Source organism: Janibacter sp. UYMM211, from assembly GCF_040547045.1.
Classification (GTDB): domain Bacteria; phylum Actinomycetota; class Actinomycetes; order Actinomycetales; family Dermatophilaceae; genus Marihabitans; species Marihabitans melonis.
This window is the reverse complement of the sequence record NZ_JBEPOY010000004.1, coordinates 272,305-288,253: the sequence shown is the minus strand read 5'-3', so window position 1 is coordinate 288,253 and position 15,949 is coordinate 272,305. Positions and strand designations below refer to the sequence as shown.

The window sequence follows — 15,949 nt, the reverse complement described above, 5'->3', positions numbered from 1 at the left end:
GGCGTGGTAGCCGGCGGCGAAGGGGGGTCGACATGCACTCGCTGAGCCCCCTCGAGGCCGGGGTCGGCCCCCACGAGGCGCTGCGGCGCACCGCCTTCGTCCTCGAGCGGAGCCGGCAGCACAGCCGACGGGTCGAGGCCTTCCGCGGGGCGGCGAAGGTCGTCACCGAGGTCGGGGAGGACGAGATCGCCGAGCGGGCCCGCCAGGGCACCCTCACGGACCTCCCGGGCATCGGCTCCTCGACGGCCGGCGTCATCGAGCAGGCCGTCGCCGGTGAGCTGCCCGCCTACCTCGAGCGCCAGCAGGACGAGCACGGCGGTCCGCTCGTCGAGCTCGACGACGACGCCGCCGCGCTCTTCGAGGCGGTCGTCGGTGACTGCCACACCCACTCGGACTGGTCCGACGGCGGCTCGCCGATCCAGGAGATGGTCCTCGCCGCCGTCGAGCTCGGCCAGGAGTGGCAGGTGCTCACCGACCACTCCCCCCGGCTGCGCATCGCCAACGGGCTGAGCGCCGAGCGCCTCGCCAAGCAGCTGACCCTCGTCGACGGGATCAACGACGCGCTCGGCGACCGCTTCCGCCTGCTCAAGGGCATCGAGGTCGACATCCTCGACGACGGCGCTCTCGACCAGAGCGAGGAGATGCTCGGCCGGCTCGACGTCGTCACCGCGAGCGTCCACAGCAAGCTGCGCATGCCCGGTGGCGCGATGACCACGCGGATGCTCGGCGCGGTGACCAACCCGCGCGTCGACGTCCTCGGCCACTGCACCGGGCGCCTCGTCACCGGTGGTCGAGGCACCCGACCGCAGAGCGACTTCGACGCCGAGGCCGTCTTCCGCGCGTGCCTCGAGCACGACGTCGCCGTCGAGATCAACAGCCGCCCCGAGCGCTGCGACCCGCCCGACGACCTGCTGGTCCTCGCCTCCGAGATGGGCTGCACCTTCGCGATCGACTCCGACGCGCATGCCCCCGGCCAGCTGGAGATGAAGGCGTACGGGTGCGCGCGGGCGGCGGCCCTGGGCATCGAGACCGACCGCATCATCACGACGTGGGAGGTCGAGCGGCTGCTCGAGTGGTCGGCCCGCCGACGGGGGTGAGGGGGCCGTTTTGGCATCCGCGCCGATCGGCACGTATGCTCCTGAACGTCCTCGACGGATCCGGGCGCTGCCTGCTGCGTGGCGAGGGGTCCAAGAGATTGGTCCCCATCGTCTAGCGGCCTAGGACCCCGCCCTTTCACGGCGGTAGCACGGGTTCGAATCCCGTTGGGGATACGTAGTACTGGTTTGATCGCAGCACATCGGCCTTGCACCATCAAGGCCCCGTAGCGCAGTTGGTTAGCGCGCCGCCCTGTCACGGCGGAGGTCGCGGGTTCGAGTCCCGTCGGGGTCGCTCGTCACGTCGTCGGACGTGACTCGGCCAGGTAGCTCAGTTGGTACGAGCGTCCGACTGAAAATCGGAAGGTCGGCGGTTCGACCCCGCCCCTGGCCACATATCGCACCTCACGAAGGCGCCACGCACATCGCGTGGCGCCTTTCGCGTGCTCCGGGACGGTGGGTACCTCCGAGGCGAAGGGGTACCGGGTCGAGGGATGCGAAGGGTGAGCCCGGCGAAGGGGCACCCGTACGGGTGTGCAGCCACCCCCTTCGACCGGGGCACGGTGAGGGCGGCGCGTCCGCGCCGCACCCCGGGCGAAGGAGCAGCGATGAGCCTCACGGAGCACACCCCCGCGATCGTGCGGTGGACCCGCCGGCTCGAGGAGACGACCGGTCTCGACGGGGTCGTCGACGCGATCGAGCCGAGCATCCAGGCCGCCTTCGGCAACGGGGCACGGGGCGAGCTGCTGCGGGGCGAGTGGCTCGGGCACGCGCTGCACCCGATCCTCACCGACCTCGTCGTCGGCCCGTGGGTCTCGGCGAGCGTCCTCGACCTCGTGGGCGGGCGCGAGTCCTCGACCGCGGCGAAGACGCTCGTGGGCATCGGGCTGCTCGCCGTCGGGCCGACGGCCTGGACCGGCTGGGCGGAGTGGTCGCAGACCGGGCGGCGCGACAAGCGGGTCGGCCTCGTCCACGCCGCGACCAACGCCGTGGCGATCGGCGCATACACCGGGTCGTGGCTGGCCCGGCGCAGCGGCCGGCACAGCACCGGGGCCCGGCTCGCCCTCGTCGGCGCGACCGTCTCCGGGGTCGGCGCGTACCTCGGCGGCCACATCGCGTCGGCTCGCGACGTCGCGAGCAACCACCCCGCCTTCGACGAGAGCTGAGCCACCTCGGGGGACGCCCGTTCGCCGGGGAGGATCCGCTCCTGGGATGTCGTCGGGCTCGGGTGCGTCGTCAGGGCTCGGGTGCGTCATCAGAATCGATGCGTTGTCGGTGGTCGCCCCTAGCGTTGGTCCATGGCACCGACGCCCGCTCCGACCACCCCGATCAGGGGTGTGTGGTCCGTGCCCACGGGCAGTGCCGCGGTCGACTGGACCTGTGCTGGTCCGGCTCCCGGCGTCCCGATCCGACAGGCGACCGCTGCTGGTGCCGGCACCGCGCCCGACGACCCGATCACCTGGGCCGAGCGCCGCGGCGCGCTCGACGCGGCGGTGCGGGCCTTGCGCGGTCTGAGCAGCGCGATCCACCAGGCCAACGGACCCGAGCTCATGGAGGTCATGGGCGTCCTGGACGACCTGACCACCCTGGCCGCCGCTGGGCGCTACGTCGTCACCGCGCAAGCCCACGAGCGCGGTGAGGTCGCCCAGTCAGACGCCCCGTCCCTGCCCGCCTGGGTGCGCCAGCACGCCACGAGCACCCGCCAAGGAGGAAGCGGCACCATCGCCCAGGCCGTGCTCGACCTGTCCCGACCCGCCAACACCCTGCTCCGCGACGCCGTCGAGGACGGCACCCTGACCCTGCCCGTCGCCCGCACCGTCATCACCGAGATCTCCCGGATCGAGTCCCGCCTCGTCGACGGAGCCCGCGACAGCGTCCTCGCAGCGATGATCCAGATGGGCCACCTGCACGGCTCCCCCGGGGTGCGATCCGTACGCCCCGAGCTCCTCGCCCGCCACGGGATCCCCGGCGAGCTCGACACCGAGCACGACCGGCTCCGCCGCGCGCGGGCCCTGTCCCGGCCCGTCGTCGACGACGGGCTGCACGAGTACCGCCTCGTCCTCGACCCCGAGGGAGCCGCCGTCCTCGAAGCCGCCATCGAGGCCCTGTCCGCACCAGCACCCACCCACGACCCCGACACCGGCACCCGCGAGCCCGACCTGCGCACCAGCGACCAGCGCCGCGCCGACGCCCTCCTCGACCTCGTCCGCACCGCGGTGGCAGGCATGGACACCAGGGCCGGACGCGGCGCCAAAGCCACCCTCCTGCTGACGATGACCTTCGAGGACCTCCGTGCACGCACCGGCGCGGCCCGCACCCTCGGCGGCCTGGACACCGGCACCCTCCTCGCGCCCGACACCACCCGCCGCCTGGCCTGCGACGCCGAGATCATCCCCGTCGTCCTGGGCAGCCGCAGCCAGGTCCTCGACCAAGGCACCGCGATACGGCTCTTCACCCCCGCCATGACCCGCCAGCTGTGGCTGCGCGACGGCGGCTGCACCTACCCCGGCTGCACCGCCCCCGCCCGATGGACCGACGCCCACCACCTCCACCACTGGGCCGACGGCGGACCCACCAACACCACCAACGCCGCCCTGCTCTGCGCCCGCCACCACACCATCGTCCACACCCGCCGCCTCCACGGACACCTCGACACCCAGCCACCCGACAACGGGCCACCACACGTGATCTGGGACCTCACCCCCGGCTCCTGCGACCAGGCGCTGACGATCCTCCCCCGCGCCGGCTGAGGACAACCCCGCGCCGGCGTGGACCGAGACCGCGGTGACGGCTCGCCCGCCACGGGCGCTGGCAGGATCGGGTCATGACGACCATCGGCATCCTCTGGCCCGGCGCGATGGGCAGCGCGCTCGCACGCGCCTGGCGCTCGGCGGGGGTCGAGGTCGTCACGAGCCTCGACGGACGCAGCGCACGCACGCGTGCTCTCGCCGGCGACCTCACCGCCCTCGGCTCGCTGGAGGAGGTCGTCCGGGCGAGCGACGCGGTCGTCAGCGTCGTGCCCCCGGCGCACGCGGTGACCCAGGCGAAGCAGATCGCGGCCGCGGTCCGACGCACCGGGAGCACCCCCGTGGTCGCCGACCTCAACGCGGTCTCCCCGGCGACCATGGGGCAGGTCGCGACCGTCCTGGAGGCCGTGGGGTGCGTCGTCGTCGACGGCGCGATCAGCGGCCCGCCGCCGCGGCCCGACGGCGACACCGCGCTCTTCCTCTCCGGGGCGAGCTGCTCCCCCTTCGCCGATCTCGCCGCACCCGGCCTGCGCGCGGCGGTCGTCGGCAGCGAGGTCGGTGCCGCCTCGGCGACGAAGATGAGCACCGCGGCGATCTACAAGGGCACGAAGGCCCTGCTCCTGCAGTCCCTGCTCACCGCCCGCCACCACGGGGTGCTCGACGCGGTCGTCGCGGACCTCTCGACGGGCGCCCCCGAGCTCACCGCGCACCTCGCCCGCGACCTGGCCGTCGCCGCCTCGAAGTCCGACCGCTTCCCCGCCGAGATGCGCGAGATCGCGAGCACCCAGGCGGCGGCCGGTGCCGGCGCAGGGCTGTACGAGGCCGTCGCGGAGGTCTTCGAACGAGCGGACGCGAGCGCGGCGGGCGTCGCGACCCCCGAGGAGGCCGCGAGCGCGACCGATCTCGACGCGGTGCTGGACGCCCTCACCAGGCGCCGCTGACCGGGCACCGACCCGCCGCTCTCCCGGCACCGACCGCACCGGGGCGGCTTGACTCCCGGACGCCCCTCGTCGACGATGACATCTGATCATCCGCTCAGACATGGAGGGCTCATGCGCCCGGTCTCCTCGCTCGACGGGTGCGCCGTCGAGAGCGTCCACCCCGACAAGGTCGCGCTCGTGCTCGCCGCGGCGCCCGACCCCGACGAGCTCGCGACCGTCACCGGCGTCTTCCGGCTGCTCGGCGACCCGACGCGAGCCCGGCTGCTCTACGCCCTCCTCGAGGCCGGCGAGCTCTGCGTCTGCGACCTCGCCGCGTCGACGAGCACCGCCGAGTCGACGGTGAGCCAGTCGCTGCGGATGCTGCGGGCCTCCGGGGTCGTCACCGGACGGCGCGAGGGTCGCAACGTCTACTACCGGCTCTCCGACGGGCACGTGCGGATGCTCCTCGACGTCACCCGCGAGCACGTCGTCCACACGGCCGCGCCCGACGACGCCCCGACCCGGCCGCGCCGATGAGCGGCGGGCACTCGCACGGCGCGGCGGGACACGCCGGCGGACGGCACCGGTGGCGCCTGCTCGTCGCCTTCGTGCTCGTGGGCTCCTTCTTCGGGATCGAGCTCGCCGCGGGTCTGGTCTCGGGCTCCCTCGCGCTGCTCTCCGACGCCGGCCACATGGCCGCCGACGTCGTGACGCTCGGGGCGGCGCTCGTCGCCACCTGGGTCGCGACGCGTCCTGACACGACCGGGCGGCGCACCTTCGGCTCCTACCGTGCCGAGATCTTCGCCTCCGGCTTCGCGGTCCTCATGATGATCGGGGTCTCGGTCTACGTCGTCGTCGAGGCACTGAGCCGGATCGGCTCGGCCCCCGAGGTGGGCTCGACGGCGATGCTCGTCGTCGGCGGGCTCGGCCTGGCCGTCAACGTCGTCGCCCTGCTCCTCCTGCGCGGCGGGGCCGGGGAGAGCCTCAACGTCAAGGGCGCCTACCTCGAGGTCGTCGCCGACACCGTCGGCTCGGTCGGGGTCATCGCCGCAGCGCTGCTCGTCATGACGACGGGCTCGGCGGTCTGGGACACCGTCGTCGCCCTCGCGATCGGCGTCTTCGTCCTCGTCCGCGCGCTCCACCTCGGTCGAGAGGTGCTCGCCGTCCTCGGGCAGCACGCCCCGGCAGGGGTCGTGCCGGACGACGTGACCCGCGCGCTCGAGTCCGTCGACGGGGTCGCCGAGGTCCACGACCTCCACGTGTGGACCCTCACCTCGGGCATGGACGTCGCCACGGCGCACCTCGTCGCCGACGACGACGCGGACGGCGTCCTCGTCGCGGCGAGCGCCGTGCTGCGCGAGCGCTTCGGCATCGCGCACGCCACCCTGCAGGTCGAGACCCGGGGCTCTCGGCAGTGCCAGGGCGTCGACTGGTGACCTGCGCTGTGCCCGGCGCGGTGCGCCAGAGTGGCGCGCGCCACGCGGGGTGCGAGGATGTGTGCCCGTGAGCACCAGGGACTCCGCCGTGACCAAGCTGCGCCGAGCCGTCGCCCGCAGCGCCACCACGCTGGCGTCGGCCGCGGCGCCCGCAGCCGACCCCCGCGCCGCAGCGCCGGCCCCCGCGCAGCCCGCGACCCCGGCACCGGCGCCCAAGCCGGCCCGCCCGAGCGGTCCGCACCGGGTCGACGACGGGCGACCGGTCACCTCCGTCGGGGCGCCGCACTCCCCCTTCGCCCCCCTCGACCTCGACGTCGCCGCCGCGGTCAGCCCGCGTCTGGCCGAGCTCCTCGCGCCCGAGTGGCGCCAGCACCCCTTCGACCGGCACGGCTGGCGGGCGACGCTCGAGGGCACCGCCCCCGACCTCGTCCTCGTCGAGCACTGCGCCGGCGCCGTCACCGGGTGGACCGGTGCGGTCGACGAGCTCGTCACCGCCCTGTCGGCCGCCCGTGACGCGGGCGCGCGGATCGCCCTGTGGGTCACCGACCGGGCCGTCCCCCCGACCGAGCTGCTCGTCGCGGCCGACGTCGTCGGCGGGGTCGACGAGGCCACCGTCTCCGCCCTCGAGGGCGCCGGGACCGCCGCCCAGCTGTGGCCCGCCGCCGGTCAGCCGCGCCAGTCCGGGCTCGCCCGCGACGACGAGACGACGACCCGTCGCGGCGGGGCCCTGCTCGTCGTCGACGGCTTCGGCCGCCTCGGTGACGACACCGCGCTGCGCGAGGTCGCTCGCGGCATCGCCCCGCTCGCCCCGAGCCAGGCCGCCCTCGTGCGGCTGTCCGGCAAGTCCGCCTCGGTCACCCTCCCGCCGACCCTCGCCGAGCGCCAGGTCGCCCACGGCCCGTGGGCCGCGGAGGCCGGAGTCCTCGCCGACGCGCGCGTCCTCGTCGACCTCGGCGACGGCGCCCCCGGCTCGGCGTGGACCACCGTGGCCGCGGCGACCGCCCGCACCCCCGTCGTCGGTCTCACCTCCCTCACGAGCGCCGCCCCGCCCGAGATCGCAGCGCTCGTCCCCCGCGTCGAGGACGAGAAGTCCCTGCGCAGCGAGGTCGTCGCCCGGATCCACCAGGAGGAGCTCGTCTCCCGCGAGGGCCTCCTCCTCCAGCGCGCCGTGCTCCAGGGGCACACCGCGGCGCACCGCGCCCGGGCGATCACCCAGGCCGTGCTGCCCGACCGAGCGACGCCGCTCACGGTGCCGACGATCTCCGCCGTCGTGCCGACCAACCGCACCCACGAGCTCGACAACGTCTTCGCCAACCTGGGCCGTCAGCGCCACGAGGCGCTCGAGCTCGTCCTCGTGCTTCACGGCCTCGACACCGACGACGAGGACCTGCGTCGCCGCGCGCAGCACGCCGGGGTCGAGCACCTCACCCTCGTGCACGCCGACGCCGACCTCACCCTCGGCGCGTGCATGAATCTCGGCGTCGACGCCGCGAGCGGCCAGTACGTCGCGAAGATGGACGACGACAACATCTACGGCCCGGGCTACCTCTCGGATCTGCTCGCGACCTTCGCGTACACCGACGCCGGGGTCGTCGGGAAGTGGGCGCACTACGTGTGGCTGCGCTCCACCGGCGCCGTCGTCCTGCGCTACCCCGACTCCGAGCACCGCTACGAGCGCCGCATCCAGGGCGGGTCGATGCTCTTCGCCGGCGACGTCGTGCGCGACGTGCGCTTCTCCGACATCCCTCGCGCCGTCGACTCCGACATCCTCGACCGCAGCGCCGAGGCCGGCGTGCGCATCTACTCCGGCGACCGGTACAACTACGTGTCGGTGCGCGGCGACGACCGCCTCGCCCACACGTGGACGGTCACCGACTCGACCTTCTTCACCGCCACGGGCCGCCTGCTCTTCTACGGCGACCCCACCACGCACGTCAGCATCTGATCGTCGACTCGAAGGACAACATGGCCAGCATCGACCCCGCATCCGCCAAGAGCGCAGGGCGCCGCGCCGCACGAGCCGTCGTGCGTCGTGCCCCGCTCGGGCCCGTCGCGACCCTGCCCTCCTCCGGGGGCGCGGTCGGGCAGCGCGCCGTCTTCACCCAGGCGCGGATGCTCATGGTCAACGGCTCGCAGCACGCCCGCGGCGTGCGCCTGCTGTCGCGCCTGCCCGAGCCGGCGCTCGGCGCGACCGGGCACGCGATGCTCGCGTGGAGCCACCTCAACCTCGGCGAGGTCGACCTCGCCCTGCCGCACGCGCGGAGCGCGCTCGACCTCGGCCCGGACGCCGAGGCGTCCGGCCTCGTCCTCGCCGTGGCCCGCCGTGGTCACGACGACGAGCTGCACGACCGGGCCCGCGAGCTCGCCATGACGGTCGTGCCGAGCACGACGCGCGACGCCGAGCGGATCATCTCGTGGTTCTCGACCTCCGACCCCGTGGTCGCGCAGCGCTTCATCGACCACGTCGAGAGCTGGCAGGTCAGCTACACCCGCTCCAGCCTCGACCGGATCAAGGCCGAGACCCGCATCCGCGCGGCCGGCGACCGCGAGGCGCAGGCCGCGGAGGCCTTCGCCGTCGGGCAGGAGGGCGGCCAGGTGAAGTTCAAGGCCGCCGTCACCCTGCTCAACGAGATCGCCGGGTACGACGAGCTGCGCGAGCTCTACGCGGCCGCCCCCGCGGACCACCTGCGCGCGATCCACCACAAGAACGTCCTGCCCATGGCGGCGAAGGCGGCCCGCGCCGGCTGGCTCGACACCGCCCAGACGATCGCCGGCCGGGTCATCGAGGAGCGCAACGACAAGCGCGCCCGCGCCCTGCACGCCCGCGTGAGCGACCAGATCGCCATCGGGCGCACCGGCTGGCCGGTCGACGAGGCGCAGGAGCGCTCCTACGAGCCGCGTCCCGGCGCCGTGCTCTCCGTGCTCGCCCAGTCGCTGCCCCACCGCTCCGGCGGCTACGCGACCCGCAGCCACGGCGTCCTCACCGGTCTGCGGGCCCTCGGCTGGGACATGCAGGCCGCGACCCGCCTCGGTTTCCCCTACGACTTCTGGTCGCCGGCCGACAAGCGGGTCGTCGAGGAGCGCGACGTCGTCGACGGCGTGCCCTACGTGCGTCTGCTCGAGCCGGGCGAGCGGGTCTACGAGACCGTGCCGATGGCCGGGTACATCGAGCGCTTCGCCCGCCGCATCGAGGAGACCGCGCGCGAGCACCGCGCCGGGCTCATCCACGCGAGCAGCTTCCAGAACAACGGGCTCGCCGGTCTGCGCGCCGCCCGCCGCCTGGGCATCCCCTTCGTCTACGAGATGCGCGGTCTCGAGGACCTCATGAAGATCTCGCGCAACCCGGCCTTCGGCCGCACCGACGCGTACCGGTACATGACGACGCTCGAGCTGCACGTCGTCCAGAACGCCGACCTCACCTTCGTCATCACCGAGGCGCTGCGCGAGGAGATGATCGCCCGCGGCGGCCCCGCCGACCGGATCAAGGTGCTGCCCAACGGCGTGCACACGAGCCAGTTCGAGCCGCGCGAGCCCGACCAGGCGCTCATCGACGAGCTGGGCATCCAGGGCAAGACGGTCATCGGCTACGCCGGCAGCCTCGTCGACTACGAGGGCATCGAGCTGCTGCTGCGCGCCGCGGCCCAGCTGAAGACCGAGCGCTCGGACTTCGCGGTCATCATCGTCGGCGACGGCCACCACGAGGGCTTCCTGCACCGGCTGGCCCGCGAGCTCGACGTCATGGACGTCGTGACCTTCACCGGGCGCGTGCCCCACGAGGACGTCGCGCGGTACCTCTCGATCTTCCAGATCACCCCTCTCATGCGCCTGCCGCTGCCGGTCTGCGAGCTCATCAGCCCGATCAAGCCCTTCGAGTCGATGGCGATGGGCAAGGCGATGATCTCGAGCTCGGTCGCGGCGCTCGCCGAGATCGTCAAGGCCGACGAGCGCGGTCTCGTCTTCGACAAGGGCGACGCCGGCTCGCTGGCCACCCAGATCCGCCGCTACCTCGACGACCCCGAGCTGCGCGAGCGGATGGGCCGCCAGGCCCGCGAGTGGGTCCTCGCCGAGCGCGACTGGAGCGACGTCACCCAGATCGTCGACCGCGAGTACCACCGCTTGCTGGGCTGATCTCGCCGCTGGCTGGAAGAAGGACCGTCACCTCGAGGTGACGATCCTTCGTCGATCCCGGGGATCTTGGCGCCGGTGGTCGCCGAGGCGCACCCCGCACCCCTCGGACATGACGAAGGGGGAGCCTCTCGGCTCCCCCTTCGCCCTGCTCGACCCCCGCTCAGCCCTTGGCGGAGCCGGTGGGGGCGGGGATGTCGTCGACGGTGATGTCGGCGACGGGGGTGGAGGTGACCTTCGCCGCGGAGAGCTGACGCCAGATGATCGGCGTCATCGTCCGGGCGTAGGTCGCGGTGACGTGCGAGCCCTGGCGGTAGACGAGCGTGCCGGCGACGGCCGGCGGGCACTGCGTGACGCCCTCGGGGCAGATCCACTCGTCGACGGGCACGAAGGTCGCGCCGAGCTCGTCGGCGGCCTGGCCCAGGCTCGCGTCGGTGTCCTCGCGCGGGAAGCCGCACGACGCGTAGTCGCCGTCACCGGCCTCGGCCACGCAGTTGTAGACCTCGGAGCCGGGGTGGATGTTGTCCGAGAGGACGACGACCTTCGCACCGCCGTCCTGGAGCGTCTTCAGCGGGGCGGCCAGGTCGGCGGCCTTCGCGTCGTCCGTGCCGGCCGAGCTGACGACGACGTCCGGCGTGCGGTCGCCCTCGCCCATCGCCGTCACGGCGTTGTCGGTGAACTCCGCGCACTCGTCCTTGATGCTCGCGCCCTCGCCGAAGGCGCACGCGGACTTGAGGTACAGGTCCAGACGCATGCCCTCGCGCTTGGCGATCTCGTCGAAGACCGGGAACCACTGGCCCATCTTCGAGTCGCCGACGAGCGCCATGACCTTGTCCGAGCCCGTGTCGCCGTACGTGCACGAGGTCTTGACGGCGGTGTCGCCGGCGAGCACCTGGCAGTCGTCGTCGTAGTACGACGGGACGTCCTTCGTCGCGACGGCGGGGTTGGGCGTGAGCTCGCCCGAGGTGGTGAAGACCGACTCCGGGTCGGAGCGGACCTCCCACGTCGAGGCGGAGGTGTCGGCGACGAGCGCGGTCGCGCCCTCGACGTCCTTCGTCGTCCCGAGGTCGGGCACCGTGCGCATGACGGCGAAGCCCGCGAGCACGCAGACCGTCATGAGCACGCCGCCCATGGTCAGCGCCTTGCGCGGCTGGGCCGAGATGCCCTTGTTGAAGCGGATCGGGTCCTCGACGAGCTTCTTCGTGACCCACGCGAGGACGACGGAGAGCAGGCCGAGCGCGATCTTGTGCCGGATGCGGATGTCGGGCCACCGGGCCGCCGCGATGGTGATGAGCGGCCAGTGCCACAGGTACACCGAGTACGACAGGCCGCCGAGCCAGGTCATCGGCTTAAGGCTGAGCAGCCGCGCCGGGATCGTCGTCTGGCTGGCGCAGCCGGCCGCGATGATCAGCGCGGTGCCCACGGTCGGCACCAGCGCCGCCGAGCCGGGCCACGGGGTGCCCTTGGAGAAGACGAGCGCCGCGTAGGCGATCATCAGCAGCCCGACGGTGGCCATGACCGTCGCGACCGTGTGCGACAGCGTGCGCCGCAGGCGGTCGACGGCGAAGGCGGTGAGGGCGCCGATGGCGAGCTCCCACACGCGGGTCGTCGTGTAGAAGTACGCCGTCGCGGGGTCGGCCGCGGTGTGCACGACCGAGTACGCGAGCGACGCGGCGGCGACGACGGCGAGGACGCCGAAGAGCATCCGCATCGGGCGCACGCCGAGACGCCGGGCCACGACGAGCCCGACGAGGATGATGAGCGGCCAGAAGACGTAGTACTGCTCCTCGACCGACAGCGACCAGTAGTGCTGCAGCGGCGAGACGTCGGCGCCCTCGTTGAGGTAGTCGACCGCCCGGAAGGCCAGCCCCCAGTTGATGACGTAGAGGGTCGCCGTGATGACGTCGGTGCCGAGGTCGCCCCGGCCGGCCGGCGGCATGAGCAGGTACCCGGCGACCGCGGTGAAGAGGAGCACCACGCTCGCGGCCGGCAGCAGCCGCCGCGCCCGGCGGGCGTAGAAGTCGACGATCGAGATGCTCCCGCTGCGCCCCGCCTCGCGCAGCAGCAGCGAGGTGATGAGGAAGCCGGAGATGACGAAGAAGATGTCGACCCCGGCGAAGCCGCCGTCGACCCACGGCACGCCCATGTGGAAGAGCAGCACCGTGCCGACCGCGACGGCCCGCAGGCCCTCGATGTCTCCGCGCAGGTGGGGCTTCTTCGCCGGCTTGGCCTCCGAGGGGCCCTCGCTCGCGGCAGCGGGGGCGGCGACGCCGGGGGCCCCGCTCACGACCGGGTCACTCCGAGGGACCCGGCGAGCACGTCGGCGATGCGCTCGCCGGCGTGGCCGTCCCACAGCGGCGGCGTCGGCCACTGCGTGAGCTTGCCGGCCGCGAGGATCTCGCGGACGCGCTCGGCGAGGGTGTCGCGGGTGACGAGCTGGTTGGTGCCGTGGGTGATCGTCACCGGGCGCTCGGTGTTGGGGCGAAGGGTGAGGCACGGGACGCCGAGGATGGTCGTCTCCTCCTGCACACCGCCCGAGTCGGTGACGACGCCGACCGAGCCGCGCACGAGCCCCATGAACTCGAGGTAACCGAGCGGGTCGACGACGCGCATGCCCGGGTGGTCGAGGAAGCCGGCCTCCTCGAGGCGGGCGCGGCCGCGCGGGTGCAGCGGGATGACGACCTGGGCCTGGTCGGCCACGGCGTGCATCGCGGCGACGAGCGCGCGCACGTCGTCCGGGTCGTCGACGTTGCCCGGGCGGTGGAGGGTCGCGACGAGGTAGTCGCCCTCGATGCCCAGATCGGCGCGCACCGCCTCGGCGTCGAAGCGGTCGCGGTGCGTGAGCAGCGTGTCGATCATCGGGTTGCCGACGAAGTGGATCTTCTCCGGCGCCGTGCCCTCGTTGCCGAGGTGCGCGATCGCGTCGGTGCTCGTCGTGAGCAGCAGGTCGGAGAGCTTGTCGGTGACGAGGCGGTTGATCTCCTCGGGCATCGTCATGTCGAAGGAGCGCAGCCCGGCCTCGACGTGGGCGAAGGTGATGCCCATCTTCGAGGCGACGAGCGCGGCTGCCACCGTGGAGTTGACGTCGCCGTAGACGACGACGAGGTCGGGGCGGCGCTGCGTGAAGAGCTCCTCGAGGGCCTCCATGACCTTGGCCGTCTGCGCGCCGTGCGCACCGGAGCCGACGCCGAGGTTGACGTCCGGCTTCGGGATGCCGAGCTGACGGAAGAAGACGTCGGACATCTTGTCGTCGTAGTGCTGACCCGTGTGGACCAGGAGCTGCTCGACGGGGTAGGCGGAGAGCGCCTTGAGGACCGGAGCGGCCTTGGGGAAGTTGGGGCGCGCGCCGGTGACGTGCACGACAAGCGGAGCCATGAGAGCCCTTCTGCCTCGGTGATGATGACGCTCCAGTTTGTCACGGCGCCCACCGTGGGCCGTTCAGGTCGCGGTCGTGCCCAGCTCCGGGCGACGCAGCAGGCCGAGCCACTGCTCGCGCGCGCTCACGAGGAAGTGCCCGGCGTCGGCCGCCCACGTGTGCCCCTCGGCCGAGCCCTCGGGCCGGCGGTGGCGCACGTAGACGTAACCGAGGTCGTGGGGGCGGTAGACCCGCCCGCCGGCCGAGCGCACGCTGCGGATGAGGGCGCTGTCGACGGCCCGCGGCACGTCGGACCACCCGCCCACCTCGGCGAGGTCGGCCCGGGAGAGCAGGATCGTGCCCCCGGCGACGCGGTGCACGTAGGACTCCGGCGTCCCGAAGACCCGCCGGACGGTGACGTCGAGGTCCTCGAGGTGGACGATCGTCGTGCTCTTGCCGACGAGCATCGCGCCGGAGACGCGATGGGCGAGGACGAGGTCGAGGACGTGGTCGGGCCCGTAGTGGTCGTCGTCGTCGAGCTTCGTCACGAGCTCGCCCTCGGCGGCGTCGCAGCCGACCTGCAGCGCCCGCCCGAGGCTCGCCTCGGCGGGCGCGGCGACGACCCGCACCTGCCGTCCGGGCACGTCGACCAGGGGGAGGGCGTCGGGGTCGCCGCCGTGGACGACGACGACGACGTCGAGCGGCCCGTAGGTCTGGGCGGCGAGCATCGCGGCCACCCGGCCCAGCAGCTGAGGGCGCCGGGTGGCCACGACGGCGGTGACGGTCGGCAGGTCCGCGGGCAGGGCGGCGGCGAGGACGCCCCGTCGTTGCCCGACGGAGGCGAGGTCGTGGGCGAGGTCTCCGGGTGCACCGGCCACCCCGCGCAGCGCGACGGGCACGGCCCCGCCGAGCGCGTCGGGGAGGTCGGCCAGGACGAGGGTCCCGCGGGCCACGGCCCGCCGGACGAAGGGGGCGACCACCGTCTCGACGTCGGCGGCGGCCACCCGCCCCCCCGGGTCGTCGCACGCCCGGACCTCCAGACGGTGGACGTCGTCGAGGTCACCCACCCGGGACGCGAGCGCGGCGAGGCCGTCGGCCCAGCGTCCGCGGCGCGGGCGGCGAAGGGGGCGGCGCAGCACCCAGCCCTCGCGCGAGAGCCCGAGGCGGGCGCGGCGCTCCACGCCGGCCCCGGGGACCCGCCCGACGGGCGTGTCCCCGGGCTCGAGCACCGGGTCACTCATCGGCGCTCGACCGTCAGCGACTGCGTCGGCAGCTCGCTGTGCGCGACGACGGTGGGGAAGAGACGGGCGAGATCACCGGCGAGGTCCTCGACCTCGTACATGTCGGTGGGGTTCTCGACCGCCTCGACCGACAGCTCGCGGTCCTGCTGGTCGTGGAGCAGGCGCAGGTAGGCGACCTCGCGGGAGTCGACGGCCACGGGCATCTCGCGGTGCGCGCGCACGTGGCTGACGAGCGGGGGGAAGGTCGGGCTGCCGGACCGGTCGACCGTGCCGACGAAGGTCTGCCCCATCGAGGCCATCGTGCGGTTGGTCAGCCCGAAGCGGTGCAGCCGACCGTCCTCGTACTCGGCCGTCAGGCCCTTGCCGAAGGAGACCGACCACCCGTCGTGGGCGGCCGTCACGAGCGGGACCAGCCGGTCGAGGAAGGTCGTCGCGAGCAGGTCGTCGTCGTCGACGCGCAGCCAGGCCACCGGGCCGGGCCCGGCGTCGCGGGCGCGCAGGTCGTCGCGGATCGCCCCGACCCGGTCCTGCCAGCGGTGCGAGGGCACGGGCAGCAGCACGGGGTAGGTCGCCGCGGCGTCGAGCAGGGCGTCGCGCCACCGCGCCGGCATCTCGGCGCTGTACTGCACGACATGGCGGTACCCGTACGCGTCGTGGAAGCCCTGGTAGATCGGCGTCGCCCACTCGAGGAAGACCTGCTGGCGCGGGCCCATCCGCTCGGCCGACCACAGCCGCTCCCGGTAGGCCTGCTCGTCCTCGCCCGTCGAGGACAGCTGCCACTCCAGGCTCCCGGGGACGAAGACGCTGTAGCGCGTCGCACCGTAGATCGGGGGCACCCGGTCGGTCACCGGGAGCGCCGCACGGGCCTCCTCGAGCTGCTCCTCGAGCTCGGCGATGCGCGCGGCCCGGGCCTTCGAGCGCGCCGCGTGGTACTGCGCCTTCTTCTGCGTCGACGCGAGCTCGTCGCTCATCGCTGCACCCTCCCCTGCGCACCGGGACCCGCGCCCGGCTCGGCGGCAGCGAGGCTACCG

At 73.6% G+C, this 15,949-nt stretch carries 12 protein-coding genes and 3 tRNA genes; 11 read left to right on the top strand and 4 right to left on the bottom strand.

All coding sequences use genetic code 11. The features are described from left to right. The first annotated feature begins 32 nt into the window (after positions 1 to 32). The 11 genes from ABIB53_RS12555 (at position 33) to ABIB53_RS12505 (ending at position 10,325) form a co-directional block, all read left to right on the top strand. Positions 33 to 1,097 carry a PHP domain-containing protein gene (locus ABIB53_RS12555; RefSeq protein ID WP_354588402.1) on the top strand — a complete coding sequence of 355 codons (1,065 nt, stop codon included), beginning with the start codon at positions 33 to 35 and terminating at the stop codon, positions 1,095 to 1,097. Between the two features lie 101 nt (positions 1,098 to 1,198). Next, positions 1,199 to 1,271: transfer RNA gene (locus tag ABIB53_RS12550), tRNA-Glu, on the top strand. Between the two features lie 44 nt (positions 1,272 to 1,315). After that, positions 1,316 to 1,389, top strand: a tRNA-Asp gene (locus ABIB53_RS12545). A 25-nt stretch (positions 1,390 to 1,414) separates the two neighbouring features. Beyond that, positions 1,415 to 1,488: transfer RNA gene (locus tag ABIB53_RS12540), tRNA-Phe, on the top strand. Between the two features lie 214 nt (positions 1,489 to 1,702). Further along, the gene (locus tag ABIB53_RS12535) at positions 1,703 to 2,260 is read left to right on the top strand and encodes a DUF2231 domain-containing protein (protein ID WP_354588401.1); all 558 of its coding nucleotides are present in this window, start codon (positions 1,703 to 1,705) and stop codon (positions 2,258 to 2,260) included. A gap of 132 nt (positions 2,261 to 2,392) precedes the next feature. Next, complete coding sequence (locus ABIB53_RS12530; protein WP_354588400.1) at positions 2,393 to 3,844, top strand: HNH endonuclease signature motif containing protein; 1,452 nt, start codon at positions 2,393 to 2,395, stop codon at positions 3,842 to 3,844. 74 nt (positions 3,845 to 3,918) lie between these two features. Next, a complete protein-coding gene (locus ABIB53_RS12525) occupies positions 3,919 to 4,782 on the top strand; it encodes an NAD(P)-dependent oxidoreductase (protein ID WP_354588399.1) in 864 nt (287 codons plus the stop codon). A gap of 111 nt (positions 4,783 to 4,893) precedes the next feature. Then, the gene (locus ABIB53_RS12520; RefSeq protein WP_354588398.1) at positions 4,894 to 5,298 is read left to right on the top strand and encodes an ArsR/SmtB family transcription factor; all 405 of its coding nucleotides are present in this window, start codon (positions 4,894 to 4,896) and stop codon (positions 5,296 to 5,298) included. Further along, positions 5,295 to 6,197 (top strand): cation diffusion facilitator family transporter, encoded by a 903-nt coding sequence (locus ABIB53_RS12515; RefSeq protein WP_354588397.1) that lies wholly within the window; start codon positions 5,295 to 5,297, stop codon positions 6,195 to 6,197. Before ABIB53_RS12520 ends, ABIB53_RS12515 begins: the two co-directional genes overlap by 4 nt. Positions 6,198 to 6,264: 67 nt before the next feature. Next, positions 6,265 to 8,142, top strand: coding sequence for a glycosyltransferase family 2 protein (locus tag ABIB53_RS12510; RefSeq protein WP_354588396.1), 1,878 nt, complete (start codon positions 6,265 to 6,267; stop codon positions 8,140 to 8,142). A gap of 20 nt (positions 8,143 to 8,162) precedes the next feature. Beyond that, positions 8,163 to 10,325, top strand: coding sequence for a glycosyltransferase family 4 protein (locus ABIB53_RS12505; RefSeq protein WP_354588395.1), 2,163 nt, complete (start codon positions 8,163 to 8,165; stop codon positions 10,323 to 10,325). A gap of 160 nt (positions 10,326 to 10,485) precedes the next feature. On the opposite strand, the gene ABIB53_RS12500 is transcribed toward ABIB53_RS12505, so the two are convergent. From ABIB53_RS12500 to ABIB53_RS12485, 4 genes are all read right to left on the bottom strand, one after another. Beyond that, positions 10,486 to 12,609: an acyltransferase family protein gene (locus ABIB53_RS12500; RefSeq protein ID WP_354588394.1), complete on the bottom strand. Its 2,124-nt coding sequence runs from the start codon at positions 12,607 to 12,609 to the stop codon at positions 10,486 to 10,488. Next, complete coding sequence (wecB, locus tag ABIB53_RS12495) at positions 12,606 to 13,697, bottom strand: non-hydrolyzing UDP-N-acetylglucosamine 2-epimerase (RefSeq protein WP_201467838.1); 1,092 nt, start codon at positions 13,695 to 13,697, stop codon at positions 12,606 to 12,608. Before wecB ends, ABIB53_RS12500 begins: the two co-directional genes overlap by 4 nt. A 63-nt stretch (positions 13,698 to 13,760) precedes the next feature. Next, the gene (locus ABIB53_RS12490) at positions 13,761 to 14,918 is read right to left on the bottom strand and encodes a glycosyltransferase family 2 protein (protein ID WP_354588393.1); all 1,158 of its coding nucleotides are present in this window, start codon (positions 14,916 to 14,918) and stop codon (positions 13,761 to 13,763) included. After that, entirely contained in the window at positions 14,915 to 15,889 is a 975-nt protein-coding gene (locus ABIB53_RS12485) for a glycosyltransferase (RefSeq protein ID WP_201467840.1), read from the bottom strand. Before ABIB53_RS12485 ends, ABIB53_RS12490 begins: the two co-directional genes overlap by 4 nt. Between the last annotated feature and the right edge of the window lie 60 nt (positions 15,890 to 15,949).